Source organism: Microbacterium oxydans, assembly GCF_000956525.1.
GTDB lineage: Bacteria > Actinomycetota > Actinomycetes > Actinomycetales > Microbacteriaceae > Microbacterium > Microbacterium oxydans_A.
In genome coordinates, this window is sequence record NZ_JYIW01000025.1 from 182,072 (window position 1) to 198,688 (window position 16,617).

11 protein-coding genes are annotated in these 16,617 nt (G+C 63.6%); 6 read left to right on the top strand and 5 right to left on the bottom strand.

From position 1 onward, the window contains the following. The first annotated feature begins 4 nt into the window (after window positions 1–4). The 4 genes from RS83_RS11265 to RS83_RS11280 all read left to right on the top strand — a co-directional run bounded on the left by RS83_RS11265 (window position 5) and on the right by RS83_RS11280 (window position 5,358). Window positions 5–940, top strand: coding sequence for a carbohydrate ABC transporter permease (locus RS83_RS11265; RefSeq protein ID WP_052679080.1), 936 nt, complete (start codon window positions 5–7; stop codon window positions 938–940). Next, entirely contained in the window at window positions 937–1,845 is a 909-nt protein-coding gene (locus RS83_RS11270) for a carbohydrate ABC transporter permease (protein WP_082071643.1), read from the top strand. The genes RS83_RS11265 and RS83_RS11270 overlap by 4 nt, the downstream gene beginning before the upstream one ends. A 107-nt stretch (window positions 1,846–1,952) precedes the next feature. After that, complete coding sequence (locus RS83_RS11275; protein ID WP_045279622.1) at window positions 1,953–3,434, top strand: GH1 family beta-glucosidase; 1,482 nt, start codon at window positions 1,953–1,955, stop codon at window positions 3,432–3,434. 67 nt (window positions 3,435–3,501) lie between these two features. Further along, on the top strand, window positions 3,502–5,358 hold the full coding sequence (locus RS83_RS11280; protein ID WP_419760980.1) for a glycoside hydrolase family 3 protein: 1,857 nt from the start codon (window positions 3,502–3,504) through the stop codon (window positions 5,356–5,358). 138 nt (window positions 5,359–5,496) lie between these two features. Here RS83_RS11280 and RS83_RS11285 read toward each other — a convergent pair whose 3' ends face one another. Then, entirely contained in the window at window positions 5,497–7,170 is a 1,674-nt protein-coding gene (locus RS83_RS11285; protein WP_231587770.1) for an endo-1,4-beta-xylanase, read from the bottom strand. 161 nt (window positions 7,171–7,331) lie between these two features. Next, the gene (locus RS83_RS18795) at window positions 7,332–7,985 is read right to left on the bottom strand and encodes a hypothetical protein (protein ID WP_156153183.1); all 654 of its coding nucleotides are present in this window, start codon (window positions 7,983–7,985) and stop codon (window positions 7,332–7,334) included. A gap of 73 nt (window positions 7,986–8,058) precedes the next feature. Between RS83_RS18795 and RS83_RS11295 the strand changes: the two genes are divergently transcribed. Further along, window positions 8,059–10,545: an alpha-L-rhamnosidase gene (locus RS83_RS11295; protein WP_045279625.1), complete on the top strand. Its 2,487-nt coding sequence runs from the start codon at window positions 8,059–8,061 to the stop codon at window positions 10,543–10,545. After that, on the top strand, window positions 10,542–12,317 hold the full coding sequence (locus RS83_RS11300; protein WP_052679081.1) for a family 43 glycosylhydrolase: 1,776 nt from the start codon (window positions 10,542–10,544) through the stop codon (window positions 12,315–12,317). The genes RS83_RS11295 and RS83_RS11300 overlap by 4 nt, the downstream gene beginning before the upstream one ends. A 76-nt stretch (window positions 12,318–12,393) precedes the next feature. On the opposite strand, the gene RS83_RS11305 is transcribed toward RS83_RS11300, so the two are convergent. The 3 genes from RS83_RS11305 to RS83_RS11315 are packed head-to-tail and all read right to left on the bottom strand — an operon-like array spanning window position 12,394 to window position 16,597. After that, complete coding sequence (locus RS83_RS11305; RefSeq protein WP_331454297.1) at window positions 12,394–13,632, bottom strand: glycoside hydrolase family 1 protein; 1,239 nt, start codon at window positions 13,630–13,632, stop codon at window positions 12,394–12,396. Then, window positions 13,587–14,375, bottom strand: a complete 789-nt coding sequence (locus RS83_RS11310) for an SDR family NAD(P)-dependent oxidoreductase (RefSeq protein ID WP_045279627.1) — start codon at window positions 14,373–14,375, stop codon at window positions 13,587–13,589. Before RS83_RS11310 ends, RS83_RS11305 begins: the two co-directional genes overlap by 46 nt. A gap of 14 nt (window positions 14,376–14,389) precedes the next feature. After that, complete coding sequence (locus tag RS83_RS11315; RefSeq protein ID WP_045279628.1) at window positions 14,390–16,597, bottom strand: glycoside hydrolase family 3 C-terminal domain-containing protein; 2,208 nt, start codon at window positions 16,595–16,597, stop codon at window positions 14,390–14,392. Window positions 16,598–16,617 lie beyond the last annotated feature (20 nt).

Consider the following 16,617-nt stretch of genomic DNA (forward strand, 5'->3'; position numbering starts at 1 on the left):
TTTGATGGCTCGCAAGTGGACCCGGTACCCGAAGCGGACGTTCTACGCGTTCGTCGCACCGTGGGCGATTGGTTTTCTGCTGCTGACCGCAGCGCCCATGGTGTACGGGTTCGTTGTGAGCCTGACCAACTTCGATGGAAGCTCGCCCCGTTTCAAGTGGGTGGGGCTAGCGAACTACATCGAGCTGTTCTCCGACAGCGACGTGTGGGCGGCACTTCTGAGAACGCTGGGTTTTGCAGCTCTCGTCGTGCCGCTCACCGTCGGCGGATCCCTGGGCCTGGCCGTCCTCATCAACCGTCGGCTGAGAGCGGTGGGTCTGTGGCGCACCGTCTTCTTCCTGCCCTCGGTCGTGCCGGTGGTGGCGATGGCCATCATGTGGAAACTCGTCTTCAACAAGGACTCGGGCATTCTCAATGCCATCCTCGGGACGGTCGGGGTTGACCGCATCGCGTGGCTCATCGACCCGATGGTGTTCTACTCGCTCATCATCCTCATGCTGTGGGGATTGGGAGGCGGCATGATCATCATGCTCGCAGCGCTCCAGGGCGTTCCCGCTGAGCTCGAGGAAGCAGCCATCGTCGATGGCGCTGGGCGCTGGACGGTCTTCCGTCACGTGACGATCCCGATGATCTCGCCCATCCTGTTTTTCCAGCTTGTCACTGGCGTCATCACCGCACTGCAAGTGTTCGTGCAGCCGTTGCTGCTGACGAACTCCTCCGGGATCTCCGCCGCAGGCGGCGTCCCCGACAGCACCACGCTGTACATGGTGCAGGTCTATCAAGAGTTCTTCCTCAGCAACCGATTCGGCTACGGCTCGGCGATGCTCTGGATCTTCTTCATCATCATCCTCGGCCTCACCCTCGTCCTGCTGCGCTCCAGCAGGTCCTGGGTTTATTACGAAGTCGACACTGAAGCCGAAAGCGAAGGAGCAAAGCGATGACCATGGAAGACACCTCCACGCGAGCGATGGTCGCGCCGGCTGCTCGCCGCACACCTCGTCGGCGTAACGTTCTCACGAACGCGAAGAAGCGACCGACGGCATGGACGTACATCCTTATCCTCGCGCTCACTGCCTTCTTCGTCGGCCCGTTCATCTGGCTTGTCCTCGCTGCGCTGAAGACGCCTGCCGAGTGGGCCTCGCTGCCCATTTCCATCCTCCCTGAGGAGGCGCAGTGGAATAACTTCGTCTCCGCGCTTACCGATATGAACTTCATCGGATACGCGGGGAACTCGCTCTTCGTAGCGACGACCTACTCAGTACTCATCACTCTGTCCAGCGCCGCCGTCGGGTTTGGGTTCGCCCGTCTCCGCGCGCCCGGCAAGAAGGCCCTGTTCATGGTCGTTCTCGCGACCATGATGATCCCTCAGATTCTCACCTTGCTCCCGACGTACGTGATGTTCGCGCGCATCGGACTGCTGAACACCTACTGGCCGTGGGTCCTGTGGGGTCTGGCTGCCTCGCCGTACATGGTTTTCCTCTTCCGCCAGTTCTTCTCCTCGCTGCCCAAGGAGCTGGAAGACGCAGCCATCATCGACGGCGCGGGATGGTTCCGCATCTTTGCGACCATCTTCCTCCCGCTGTCCCGGCCTATCCTCATCACCTCATTCCTGCTGTCATTCACATGGACCTGGGGTGACTACATCGCCCCGGCTCTGTTGCTCGACTTGGACCGAACGACGCTCGCTGTGGCCATCACAGCCTGGTATCAGGACCCCAACGGGAACGTGATTCCGACGATTCAGGCGGCGGCCGCGGTGATGTACATCATCCCTGTACTGCTGATCTTCTTCTTCGCCCAGCGCTACTTCGTCCAGTCGAACGTCTCCTCCGGGATTAAAGGCTGATCATCTCCCGGCCGGGCCGTATTGACAGCCTGGCCGGGGCACCACCCCGAGCCGCCCGCGACCAGCGGATTCTCGGACTCGTCACACAACCGACAGGAACTGTCTTCATGCATGACCACCTGATCCGAAACGGGACCCTCACGTTCCCGCCCACCTTCACTCTGGGGGCGGCGACCGCGGCGTACCAGATCGAAGGCGGCGCCACAGAAGGTGGTCGTGCGGCATCTATCTGGGACACGTTCAGTCACACGCCGGGGAAGACGGCGGGCGGCGCCACCGGTGACGTGGCTGCTGATCATTACCACCGCGTGCCGGAAGACCTAGGGCTCATGGAAGCCCTCGGTCTCGACGCGTATCGTTTCTCCATCTCCTGGTCGCGCGTCATGCCGCTAGGGGAGGGCGACGTCAACCCGGCAGGTATCGAGTTCTACTCCACCCTCATCGACGGCCTCCTCAGCCGCGGTATCGACCCGGTGGTCACGCTGAACCACTGGGACCTCCCGCAAGCGCTGGAGGACAAGTACGGCGGATGGCGTGGTCGGGAAACGGCCTACGCGTTCGAGAAGTACGCCGAGGTGGTCGGCGCGGCGTTCGGAGATCGGGTCGCGATCTGGAGCACGCACAACGAGCCGTGGAACAACTCCTTCTCCGGCTACGGAAGCGGCGCATTCGCGCCAGGAGGCACCAGCCACGAGGACGCGCTGAAGGCTGCGCATCACCTCAACCTTTCCCATGGTCTGGCAATGCAGGCGCTGCGGCGTACCATCACTCGGCCGGATGCGCGGCTGTCCGTTGCGCTGAACATCTTCCGGGTCCAGGCGCAGACGCCGGCTGACGAGGACGCCGCTCGACGTTTCGACGCGGTCGCGAATCGCGTCTTCACCGGACCGATGCTCCGCGGTGAGTATGACGCCGACCTTCTCGAGGACACGCGCATGTTCACCGACTGGGCGTTCGTCGAAGCCGGCGACCTCGAGGTCGCGCACCAGCCGCTAGACCTCCTCGGTGTGAACTACTACGAGGTCATGCATATCCGTCAGGCGCCGGGATTCGTGCCCGGTAGCGAGACAACTGGAGGCACGGCATTCCCCGGTTCGGAGCAGGTCGAGTTTGTGCGCCGAGGCGATCTCGCGCGAACCGGAATGGACTGGGGTATCGAGCCGCAGGGACTGGAAGAGCACCTGGTGGCACTGTCCGCACAGTTCCCCGACCTGCCGATCATGGTGATGGAGAACGGAACAGCCTTCCCCGACGAGGTCGTCGTCGTCAACGGCACTCGCACAGTCCTCGACCTGGACCGCACCAGCTACCTCGCAGACCATGCAGCCGCCACCCATCGCGCCCTGTCACGAGGCGCGAACGTCGTGGGGTACTTGGTGTGGTCTCTCCTCGACAATTTCGAGTGGGCGGCCGGATACGGCCCGCGTTTCGGCATCATCCACGTGGACTACGAGACGCTCGAGCGCACCCCGAAGCTGAGCGCTCATTGGCTCACCATGCTCTGCTCGACACGCACGGTGCCGGTGTTGTCCTCGTCCGGCTCCCCGGAGCTCAACGCTCAGCTGGCAACAACGTCTGCGGACCGCTGAGGGACGAACAGTTGTGACATCGGCGCACCACGGGGTGCGCCGCCTGACTAGGGATAAGGGAACTGCAGTGAAACCGACTCAGGCCGTGACCGAAGACGGAGTGGCTTACCGAGACCTCAATGGCAACGGGGTGATGGACCCGTACGAGGACCCTCGGTTGTCGCCTGAGGACCGCGTCGCAGACTTGCTGCCCCGTCTCTCGCTGGAGGAGAAGGTGGGCCTCCTGTTCCAGACCGTCATCGAAGTCGGCCCCGGCGGAACCCTTCTGGAAACGTCAGGTCACATCAGTAAGTCGCCCACGTCGACCGTGGTTCGGCAGAAGCACATCAATCACTTCAACGTGCACAAGCTCGAATCCGCGGCAGAGGCCGCGTCTTGGAACAACGCACTGCAGGCCCTCGCCGAACAGAACCCGCACGGGATCCCGGTGACGATCTCAACCGACCCTCGGCACTCGTTCACAGAGAACAGCGGTGTGGCATTCTCCGCGGGCCCGTTCTCGCAATGGCCGGACGCACTGGGGCTCGCTGCTCTGGACGACGATGACGCGATCCATGATTTTGCCCGACGTGCAGGGAACGAGTACCGCGCCGTCGGGATTCGCGCGGCGCTGCACCCCCAGATCGACCTGGCCACGGAGCCACGCTGGGCGCGGCAGCTGCAGACGTTCGGAGCGGATGAGGAGCGGGTGTCGCGATACACGCGTGCGTACCTGTCCGGGTTCCAGGGTGATGCCTTGGGGCCGGGCAGCGTGGCATGCGTCACGAAACATTTCCCTGGCGGTGGGCCACAGAAAGACGGAGAGGACGCCCACTTCCCCTACGGGCGTGAGCAGGTCTACACCGCCGAGGCTTTCCAGACTCATCTTCAGCCGTTCATCGCAGCTATCGAGGCCGGCACGGCAGGCATCATGCCTTACTACGGCATGCCCGTCGGATTGACGATAGACGGCGAACAGATCGAGGAAGTCGGGTTCGGCTATAACCGACAGATTCTCACCGGTCTTCTGCGGGAGAAGCTCGGATTCGACGGGGTTATCCTCACCGATTGGGAGCTGGTGAATGACAACTACGTCGGCGAGCAGGTGCTTCCTGCCCGGGCTTGGGGCGTAGAGCACCTGGATGCCCGCGGCCGAATGCTGAAGATCCTGGAAGCCGGCGCAGACCAGTTCGGTGGGGAAGAGTGCACGGACATCCTGCTTGACCTTGTCCGCATCGGCCTGGTCGACGAACAACGACTCGATCAGTCGGCTCGTCGCCTCCTTCTCGTGAAGTTTCAGCTCGGCCTGTTCGACAACCCTTACGTGGACGTTGACCAAGCGGTTGAAGTGGTCGGCTCTGCGGAGAACGCTGCGGCAGGGCTGCGGGCTCAAGCGCGCTCGCTGGTCATCCTCGAGAATCGCGACCAGTTCCTTCCGCTCCGCGGCACGCCACGAATCTACGTCGAGGGTGTGGATCCGGTCGTCCTCGAAGGACGTGCCCACGTAGTGTCAGATCCGGCTGAAGCAGACCTTGCCATCGTCCGGGTCAGCGCGCCGTTCCAGCCCCGAAACGACCTCTTCCTCGAGGACTACTTTCACCAAGGGGACCTCGAATTCGCTCCCGGTCTCATCTACCGCCTGCAGCAGATCGCACACAGCACCCGCCTTCACGTAGACGTTGCCCTCGACCGTCCGGCAATCCTTGAACCGCTGACGGAGTTGGTGTCCGGACTCACCGTCAGCTTCGGGGTCAGCGACGAGGCACTGTTGCTCGCACTCACCGGGGGTATCGAACCACGGGGGGTTCTCCCTGTCGAGATTCCACGGTCGATGCACGCGGTTCGTGCGTCCCACGAGAGCATCCTGGGCACGGTGAACCCGCTGTACAGCGTCGGCGATGGACTGCGTCTCGGCTCGGACAGCGATGCACCTAGTCGGGCCTAAGTAAGTCCGGGTGCCTGCAACCGTGCCGTAAAGCGGTGGGCTGGCCGCGTCCGCCTTGCGGGGGCGTGTCAGCGAACGCGGCCAGCGGTTCGGGACGGGGTGGGCGAACAGAGGAAGCCTGCTCGCCCACCCCGCTGATCAATCCACCGTCACGACGACGGGTTCAGATGAGGTTGAGCCGTTCGCGTTCGTGAACGTCGCTGTCAGCGTGTGCGCTCCGCGGGCGACACCTTCCAACGTGAGCGTTGCGGTCTGCGCATTCGGGGTCGCTGCGCTCAGGTCGCCAGCCCCGACCTCCACACCGTCGAGGAAGAACGCATATGAGGTGGCGTTGGTTCCCCACCACAGGTTCGCGGTCGCGATGAAGTCTCCATCTCGGTCCCAGTTGTCCGTGCTGACCACCGGCTGTGCCGGTGCGGCGTCGGTGACGGTCACCGTGACAGAAGACGTGTGGGTGACGCCTTCTGAGTTGATGAGCTCGGCGCGGTATGTGTACGTGCCGTTCGCTTTGCCCGAGAACTCCGTTGATGCCGTTTGGGACGTGACATCCACCGCATTCAGCTGCTGGCCGTCTACAAGAACGTCGTTCTCGTAGAGCCGGTAGTAGCTGCCGGGCGTCCCATGCCACAGGTTCATCTCGATGTTGTAGTTACCATCGCGGAGCCCGGTTGCCCACCCTGCAGTGCTCGACAAAACTGCCGCGCTGGGTGCGGAGCCGTTGTGGATGTAGGACTTGAGGGCGTCGCGAACCGCTACGAAGGCCGGCTTCGGATTGAACTCCTCGTCGAACATCGTCGGCTTCGCGCCGGGAAGCCAGGTGTAGAGGTGCTTGTCCGTGAACCCCCACACGCTGATGTCGGTCACCCCAGCCGCGAGTGCTTCAGCGACGACATCTCCGTAGATCTGAGCCTGCGAGATGGGGTCGTAGGTGTGCACATCGAGCTCGGCGATGGTGACCTCGAGTCCGAGCGCGCGATAGTCATTGATGATGTCGGTGAGCACTCCAGGCGTCGGGCCGACATATGTCTCATGCATCTGCAGCGCCACGCCATCGAGGGGGACGCCATCTGCGACCATGCCTGCGACAAGGTCGTAGAGCTCCTGCCGCTTGGCGGGATAGAACTCGACCATGTTCTCGTTGATGAAAAGCTTCGCCGTCGGGTCTGCGGCATGCGCGATGCGCAGCGTTTCGGCGACGTAGTCCGGGCCCATGCGCTCATAGAACAGGTTGTGTTCGAGGCCCTCGCCGCCGAAGGTCGTGAACATCTCCGTGACGATGTCCCACCGATCCATCTTTCCGCTGTAACGCTGCATGATGGTCTCGAAATGCTCGACGACAGCGGCCCGGAACTCTGCCGGATCGGTCTTGGCGACCAGATAGTCGGGGTTGAACGACCGGGAGATGCCGCTGTGAGCTTTGACCTCCATGTCATGCTCCTGCGCGAAGGCAACGAGACGGTCGAGGCCTGCGAAGTCGAAGACGCCCTCCTCCGGCTGCACCATGTTCCACTTGAACTCGTTCTCAGGTGACAGGCTGTTGAACTGCTCGGACAGCGTTGCCCCATAACGGGGGTCCGTGAAGTAGTTGGCGGGGCGGTCGTCCGTTGTGGATTCTGAGGCCTTCACCGAACCAGAGCCGAAAAGGATGCCTGCTTGATCGGCAAGCTCTCGAATGGTTGGTCCGGAATCGTTGGTGTTGTCTGCCATGGCGGGTGCGGAGGTGATGAGGGATGCTCCAAGGAAGAGGGTAGATACGAGGGCGAGCGTCTTGCGTGTTCTCATGAGTCTCTGATTCTTGTTCTCCGCGCGCAAACCAGCGTCCGCGCACGGTAGGGAAACTACAGGGAGGGAACTCGAAAATGTGCGTTGCGGGGCGTCGCAGATCCTTTCTGACTCATCTTTGAGTGGGATCGAGAGCCGCCGGCACACTCATTGTGCTGACGGTTGGGGAAAATGTAGCAGACGTACGGATTTCAAGGAACCGTTTGTTGCGCTCCCGCGGCGCGGTGGATGAAGCCGCGGGCGCTTACGCTGAGTGGATGGATGACGGTGGGGTCGGTGACGCTCAGCGGTCGATGAAGATCCTCGTGAACAAGCAGTACGAGGCGCACCAGTTCGCGCTGGTCGACGTCGCTCAGCTCCGCACGTGGTGGGAGTCGCCAGTGAATGACGTCATGCGGGATCTCCATCGATGTCGAGCGGAGTGCACCGACCGACATGACCCTGCCTGTCAGTATGTGCAAGACATCGATGCCCAGGCGGCCGTGGACGATGCGGCAGCGTATATGAGAAGTCTTCGCGGCGAGGGCGTCATCCCGCTGTTCATCGACTCGGCGACCGTCGGCGCCAGGGCTCTTGAAGGATCGGCGCAAGCGCGTTTGACGCTGTCCTTGATCCTCGACCCGCTTGTCGTAGATGGGGAGGGGCGATTCGGAGAGGGCCGACATCGGTTGCGCACGATTCTGGGTGAGGGTGTTACGGGCGACGTTCCTGTGATCGTCGGGTGACACGCGTCCCGGGGTTGTTTCCGCGACCGGGGATGCGTGCCACTCGTTGCCCGCGGATTCGGAGAACACGAGCGAGCTCAGCGCCCACGCGACATAGGTTTGACGCGCGTCAATATTCATGGTTATCTGACAGAGTCCTCGTGTCGTTCGCGCGGGGATCACGCTACGGCGAGGCGCACAGAAGGGCCCCGACATGACCACGACCCACCCCGTCCTTTCTCCCGAGGCACAGTTCATCTCGGCAGCGAGAGTAAGCGAGGAGGGGGATCCGGCGCCGTACTTCCGCCGAGAGTTCCAGGTGAGCGAGGGCCTGCGCTCGGCCACGTTGCGCGTAACCGCACTCGGGATCGTCACCAGCTTCATGAACGGACGACGGGTGGGCGAGGATGTCCTCGCGCCGGGATGGACCGCGTACCAACACCGCATCGCCGTTTCCACGTACGACGTCACCGAACACATCACGCCGGGTGACAACGCGCTCGGAGCGGTAGTCGCGGAAGGTTGGGCGGTGGGCAAAATGGGGTTCGAACTCAAGCGCCATCACTACAGTGACCGCCCCGCTCTGTTGGCTGAGCTGGTGTTGGAGTACGAAGACCGAACCGACAGGATCACGACGGATCAGAGCTTCCGCGTCGGTGAAGGCGCGGTCCGCTCCGCGAGTATCTACGACGGTGAGGTGTACGACGCTCGGCTGCAGTCGACCGGATGGGATCTGCCCGGATTCGATGACTCCGCTTGGGAGCCGGCGACCGTGCATCCGCAGGACGTCTCCGTGGTGACGGCGGACGGCCCACCGCCCATCCGCCGCACCGAGGAGCTGCCTGTTGCCTCCATCATCTCCACGCCGGGTGGTCGCACGGTCGTGGACTTCGGACAGGTTCTCACCGGGTGGGTCCGCATTCGCGTCAGCGGGGAAGAGGGGCAGACCGTGGTTCTGCGCCACGCTGAGCTTCTCAATGCGCACGGCGAACCAGAGTACGAGACTCTTCGCACCGCTAAAGCAACCGACACCTACACGCTCAAGGGCGACGACGAGGAGACCTGGGAGCCGGACTTCACCTTCCACGGTTTCCGATATGTCGATGTCGAGGGCTGGCCTGGTGAGCTCGACGCGACCGCTCTGACCGCGGTGGTCGTCCACAGCGAGATGGACCGCACCGGGTGGCTGGATACCTCGGATAGCCTGCTGAACCGCCTGCACCAGAACGTGGTCTGGTCCATGCGTGGAAACTTCCTCGGTGTTCCGACCGATTGTCCGCAGCGCGACGAGCGACTGGGGTGGACGGGTGATCTCCATGCCTTCGCGCCGACAGCCGCATTCCTGTACGACGTTCGCGAAGTGCTCGGATCCTGGATGAAAGACGTGGCTGCGGAGCAACGTGAGAAAGGGTACGTGCCCTTCTACGTGCCGGACGTATCGACGACGCCCTCAGCGCCGACCGCGCTGTGGAGCGATGTAGTCGTCGGGTTGCCGTCGATCCTCTACCGGGAGTACGGTGACGTCGAAATCCTCCGCGAGAACTGGCCGGCGATGACAGCCTTCGTGGACCAGGTCGAGGCTCTTCTCGACCCGACGGGTCTGTGGGGATCGGGCTTCCAGTTTGGCGACTGGCTTGACCCGGATTCACCGGCTGACGATGCCAGCGGCGGCAAAACGGACCGGCACCTGGTGGCCTCAGCGTGCTTCGTGAAAACGGCGCAACAAATGGCGGATGCCGCGCGCGCACTCGGACTCGTCGACGAAACAGCGCGGTACACGGAACTGGCCGAGCGCACCCGCACCGCCTTCCGTACCGAGTACCTGGCCCCGTCTGGACGCCTCGTGAGCGACTCGGCGACGGCCTACGCGCTCGCAATCTGCTACGACCTGCTGGACACCGAGCAGCGAGTGCGTGCCGGTGAGCGGCTAGCGCAGCTCGTTACCAAGAGTGGCTACACCGTGTCCACGGGTTTCGTGGGAACCCCTCTGGTCGCACACGCGCTCTCCGACACCGGGCACGTTGACACCGCCTACCTCCTCCTTACGGAGAAGGAGTGCCCCTCCTTCCTCTATCCGGTGACTCAGGGCGCAACGACCATCTGGGAGCGATGGGATGCGGTCCGTCCTGACGGAACTCTGAACTCCACCGGTATGACCTCTCTCAACCACTACGCGCTAGGATCCATCGCACACTGGATGCACCGTGTCATCGGCGGTCTTGAGGCCGTGGAGCCGGGATACCGTCGTATGCGTATCGCCCCGCAGCCAGGTGGGGATCTCACGTCTGCACTCCTCGTGCACGACACCGTCCTCGGCGAGGTCCGCATCGCATGGAACATCACCGAGGGACAGGTCTCGATGACGGCGACGGTGCCCGAGGGAGCCTCTGCGGAGGTCGTGCTGCCCAACCATCCGGATGGTCTCGAACTGGAGGTGGGGGCGGGAACGCACACCTGGTCCTATGACGTCGGCGTCGATGAGCACGAGGACTATACGTTCGATACGTCTCTGAAGACCCTGGCTGAGGATCGCACGGCGTGGCGAGCGCTGACTCAGGTCTTCAAGAAGCACCTTCCGTTCCCCATCGATGCGTCAGGGCCGGACGCAGCGCACGTCAATCTCAACATCCTGCTGGCGGCAGTCCCGCACAGCACCCCGGAGCTCGAACGAGACCTCCGTGAGACGTTGGCCGCGCTGTGACGAATCGAGGCGACATCAACGTCTTCTGCAACCCCCTCGATCTCGCGTACCGGTACCAGGACTTTGCCCGCGGACCGTTGCGCGCGGTCTTCCGGGAGGCGGCCGACCCCTCGGTGGTGCGGTTCCAGGACCACTTCTATATGTTCGCGTCGATGAGTGGCGGGTTCTGGCATTCGGCTGATTTGCGTCAATGGCATTTCGCCGCCGCGCCTGACCTGCCCGCAGGGGACTACGCGCCAGACGTCCGCGAAGTCGACGGGGCGCTCATCGTCACGGCGTCGAGGCGGAAGCCCGGTAGTCCCGTCTTCCGGTCGCGCGACCCTCTCGGCCAAGGCTTCGAGCAGATCAGCGAAAGTGCCTTCGCGTGGTGGGACCCGAACCTGTTCCAGGACCTCGATTCTCGAACGTACCTGTATTGGGGGTGCTCGAATAAAGAGCCGTTGCGAGGCGTCGAAGTGTCTCCGGACTCTCTCCGCCCGCTCGGGGAACCCGTCGACGTCCTGTCGGGTGACATCGCTGCGTACGGCTGGGAGCGAAACGGCGAGAACAACCGGATGGCTCCTCCCGTGACGCTGGGCGAGAAGTTCAGTGCGAAAGCCTTCGGTACGCACAGCCCGTCTCCGTATCTGGAAGGCGCGTGGATGACGCGCCACAAAGACACGTACTACTTCCAATACGCAGGGCCGGGCACCGAATACAACGTGTACGCCGACGGCTATTACACCGCTCCATCCGCCCTCGGACCGTTCACTCCGTCGCCGCACAACCCGTTCTCGTCCAAGCCCGGCGGATTCATCACCGGCGCCGGCCACGGCAGCACCTTCCAGGACGCGTACGGGAACTGGTGGCACGCAGCCACTATGCGTATCTCCGTCAATCACCGGTTTGAGCGCCGCCTGGGTATCTTCCCCGCGGGGTTCGACGATGACGGCGTGCTCTTCTGCAATCAGACCTTCGGCGACTACCCGACGGCCGTCCCCGATGGTCCGGCCGACCCATGGGCGGCGAGTACGGGATGGATGTTGCAGTCGTACCGTGCGCGTGTGGCCGCGAGCTCTGCAACTGCAGGCCATGGGCCAGAACTGGCTGTAGATGAAGACGTTCGCACCTGGTGGGTGGCTGGTGATGAGAGCCCAGGGGAGACGCTCACCCTCGACCTCGAGCAATCGCGCGAGGTGCATGCCATCCAAATCAACACTGCTGACCACCAGCTCGCTCGTCGGAAGCCCCGCCGGCCCCGCCGCGGTCCGGACGAGCAGCCTGTCGCATTGCGGGCCGTGCATCCGCAGGACCATCCGGTGCGGTACACCCTGGAGACGTCCGTCGACGGGGAAGCCTGGTCGATGCTGCACGACGGACGCACCGATGCATCGGATCGCCCGCATCGTCTCCTCGTCCTGGAACACCCGGAACAGGTGCGTTTCGTGCGCATCACGGGCGTGTCGTCGCCCTGGAACGCGCCTCTTGCGCTGAGCGGCGTCCGAGTGTTCGGACACCACACGGTGCCGGCACCGCCTCAAGCTGAAGCGACCGCGCGACGGACCGGTCCTCTCGACGCTGAAGTGACCTGGAAGGCTGTGCCTGAGGCTGATGGCTACAACGTCCGGTATGGCTTGCGCCCGGACCGGCTGTATCACTCCTGGCAGGTACTCGCGGCCGAGTCGCTCACCCTCTCTACCCTCAACGCCGGGGAAGAGTACTGGGTCGCCGTGGACGCGTACGGTCCTGGTGGAGTTACGGCTGGCGACCCAGTACTCATCGCAGACGAGTAACGGCGCGTCGGCATCACCGCCGCACATCAAAGAAGGCGGTCCTACGCGAAACGCGGGGACCGCCTTCTTCGCTCACTCAGAGCGCGTTTGCGCGGGCTACAGCACCGAGCCAGTCCAGGCTCGGCTTCGGGTGACGCTCGAAGGTCTCCCGGTCTACTGCGACCAGTCCGAACGTGGGACCCCAGTGGCCCCACTCGAAGTTGTCGAGGAGGCTCCAGTGGAGGTAGCCGCGTACGTCGATTCCCTCGGCGATGGCCGACGACAGGTCTGCGAGCGCCTGCGATGTGTAGGCGATCCGGGTGTCATCGTGTGCGGTGGCGATGCCGTTTTCGGTGACGAGGATGGGCACGTCAGGGCCGATGACCTCGCGAGCGTGACGTACGGCGATACCGAGAGCGTCGGGACGGTACGCCCAGCCCATCAGAGTGTTATCGTCGGCTGCCGGGTGCGGAACGATGCCGTCTGCATCCACAGGCTGGCTCGTGTACGACTGTGTCCCGACGAAGTCATCATCGCGAGAAACCTCGAGGTACCTGTCCTCGATGAGGTACTGCACCTCGGCGTACTTCTCCTCGTTGCCGGGCGTCGACGTCAGCGCCTGGTTGCCGATGGTCCAGCCAACTCGAGCCTTCGTGAGACGGAGGACCACGGCTTTCGCGGCACGGTGGGCCGCAATCAGCACGTCGCCGATCTCCTGATCAGGGAGACCGTTCTTCGGGTACTCGTTTCCCAACGCGACCTGTCGCTGGCCGCCATGAGTGATGGCCAAGATGTTGGGCTCGTTGATGGTGATGACCCACTCGACGTCCTCGAGAATCGTGCAGGCCTGCTCGACGTATCGCTGGAACGCGTCGACAGCGCTTTCCCCCAGCCATGCCCCGCGGTCTTCGAACCACAGCGGGTGGGTGAAGTGGTGGAGAGTGACGATGGGCTCTAGTCCCAGCTCGCGCGCGGTGAGGATCATGCGTCGATAGTGAGCGAGCTCCGCGCGAGAGAACTGGCCAGGGAGCGGTTCGATGCGCGACCACTCGAGGCTGAACCGGTATGCGGTGAAACCGCGGTCCGACAGAAGCTGCATGTCTTCGCGGTACCGGTGATAGCTGTCCAGCGCGTCGCCGCTGGACTGGACACCATAGTCGGCGGCAACCTGCTCGAGCCGCCACCAGTCGTTGTTGAGATTGTTGCCTTCGACCTGATGCGCGGCTGTGGCTGCGCCCCAGAGAAAGTTCTCGGGGAAATCTGACATGTCGGAACCATCCTTCGTTCTGCTCACAGCACTGACGCCATCTGCTTGGCGATGAGGTTCGTGGTCCAACGCGGGGCCAACCTCACCAACCGGTCGAGGGCCTTCGCGTCATCGCCGACCACGATTCGGAATGAACCGCGCTCGATGCCGCGGACAATGGCGACGCCTGCATCTCGTGGTGTCGTAGCTCGAACCTTCTTCGATCCCGCATCAAGCATCGCTACGCCGGAGTTCTTGCTGATCTCGGTCGAGATGTTCCCGGGGTAGATGGCGCTCACCTGCACGTTCTCGCCGAGGAGCTCCTGATACAAGCCCTCGGTGTACTGTTTGACGGCGCCCTTGCTCGCCCCGTAGAACGTCTGACCTGCAAAGGCGACGAGAGCGGACAAGCTGGACATGTTCGTCAGCGAGGCTTCCGGCCGCTGTCGGAGCGTGGGTAGGAACGCGCGGCACATGTTGACGGTGCCCCAGTAGTTCACTGCGAATACGCGCTCGTGCTCCTCCTGGGTGAGGTCGGAGGAGTGCGCGAAACGGTGAATGATTCCGGCAATGTTGACCAGGCCATCCACGTGACCGTGTACGGCTTCGATGGCGCCGGGCAGTTTGGTGGCGCCGGCGGCGTCGGTGACGTCGCCCTGGTGGATGCTGACGCGGTTGGGCACGATTGCCAATGCCGCAGTGTGGGCGAGTGCCTCTTCGTCACGGTCGATAGCCGCGACACGCGCGCCTTTTCGTACCAGCTCGAGTGCGATCTCGCGTCCCATGCCGTTTCCAGCCCCGGTTACGGCGAATACTTTTCCTTCGATCTGCATGTCAACTCCGATGATCAGTGTGTACGGTCGGCGAGCAGCTGCAGCGCCTCGAGCGGCACGGGCAGGCCCGAGATGCGGACGAACTGCCGCATCGTCATAGAGCGCACCTGAGCCATCTGTTCAGCGGGCACTTCTACGGACGCGAACCCCAGGGTCTGGTTGGTCTCTCCCCCGATGGAGGGGTGGTCCAGCCATGCGGCAATCGCGCTGTCGAGCGTGACTGCGCTTGCGGACTTATCGCCTTCAAGCTCAATCGCTACTTCTCCACGGACACTGGATGCGTCGTCTGCAAGCTGCACGCGATATTCGCCCTCCTTCACACTCCAGTCGGCGCGCTCCACGTCCCAGTAGGCGAAACTGCGCCTATCGAGTTCGAACCGCACTTCCCGCGACTCTCCAGGATCGAGAGTGACCTTCTCGAAAGCCCGCAACTCGCGCCTGGGCCGACGCACGTCACCCGCATCGGTGGAGACGTACACCTGCACCACGTGCGCGCCAGCCCGCTCGCCCGTGTTGCGGACGCTCACAGTGACGGACGCGGAGTCGGGTCCCGTCACCTCGACGGAGTCGAGCGAAGAATCGAACGAGCTGTAGGAGAGCCCGTACCCGAACGGGTAGCGCACCGGCGTCCCCGAACTGGAGAAGTAGCGGTATCCAACGAGCACACCTTCGCCGTACCGAACGTGGCCCTGTTCCCCGGGGAAGTTCACCCACGACGGGTGATCCTCGAGGCGCAGCGGAATCGTCTCCGCCAGCCGTCCGGATGGGTTGACCGCTCCCGAAAGGATGCGAGCAATGGCGCGTCCGCCGCCCTGGCCGAGAACGAAAGCATCGAGGATCGCATCGACGTCGTCGTGCCAGCCCTCCAGGCTTACGACACCTCCGTGGGACAGTACGACGACCGTGCGCGCAGCAGAGGCGGCGACCCGGCGGATCAGGTGGATCTGATCTGCGGGGAGGTCCAGCGTGTTCCTGTCGAAGCCCTCGGACTCCTGTTCCTCTCCAAGGCCCGCGAAAACCACCGCGACATCAGCGCGACGCGCGACGGCGATGGCCTCGTCTGCAAGAGACTCGGCGTCCGGGCTACCGATGAGGCTATAGCCGGCTGCGTAGGTGACGGTCGATCCCTCACGCTCGAGCAGCGTTCGCAGCTCGGCGAGAGGCTCATCAATTTTCGTGGCGTTGACGTTCGCGCTCCCACCGCCCTGGAAACGGGGCTCGGTCGCGAGAAGTCCGATGACAGCGACGTCCACTCCCTTGGGAAGCGGCAGGACGTCGTGCTCGTTACGGAGAAGTACCGGGCAGCCTTCAGCCACGTCCTGCGCGAGGGCATGGTGGACGTCCACGTCGATCTCGACTCGCTCGGGGCGCGGTCGGGCCGCCAGAGCGGTCACGAGAGCGACGGCAGCATCGACGCTCTCCATGCTGAGCGCGCCGGATTCTGCCGCCGCACGCAACTGCTCGATGTGCTCGGGTTCGGCGGGCATGGCGAGGTCGAGGCCCGCCTGCACGGCGGCGACCGGGTCGGTGACGGAGCTCCAGTCCGAGACGACGACGCCGTCAAAGCCCCACTCGTCGCGCAGTACCTGAGTCAACAGCCACGGGTTCGCCCAGGCGTGAACACCGTTGATCTTGTTGTACGACGCCATCACCGAGCCCGGCCGAGCTTCCCGCACCACGCGCTCGAAAGCGGGGAGGTAGATCTCGCGCAGCGTCCGCTCGTCAACGTCCGAGCTGATGGTCTGCCGGTTTGTTTCTTGATTGTTCGCCGCAAAGTGCTTGACGGACACCGACGGGCCCTCGGCTTGTAGCGCCGTGGTGTACGCAGCGCCGAGGACCCCAGAGATGAGAGGATCCTCTGAGTAGTACTCGAAGTTCCGCCCGCACAATGGGGTGCGCTTGATGTTCACCCCAGGTCCGAGCACGACATCCACGCCCTGCGCGACGGCCTCGCGACCGACCGCGGTGCCGACGCGTGCAGCCAGCTCCGGGTCCCAGCTGGAGCCGACGGCCACCCCAGGAGGGAAACAGGTGGCGGGATCACTGGCGAAGATCGCCAGATTGTCGTGCTGACCGGACTGGTGTCGCAACCCGTACGGGCCGTCAGCGAGGAAGAGTGGCCGGATGCCGGCGGAAGGCACCGAGTGGGTCTCCCAGAACGTGGCGCCTGACAGTAGCGCGAGCTTGTCATCCAGCGGGATGTCCGGGGTGGAATCAGACATGGTTTCTCCTGGGTTGTGGG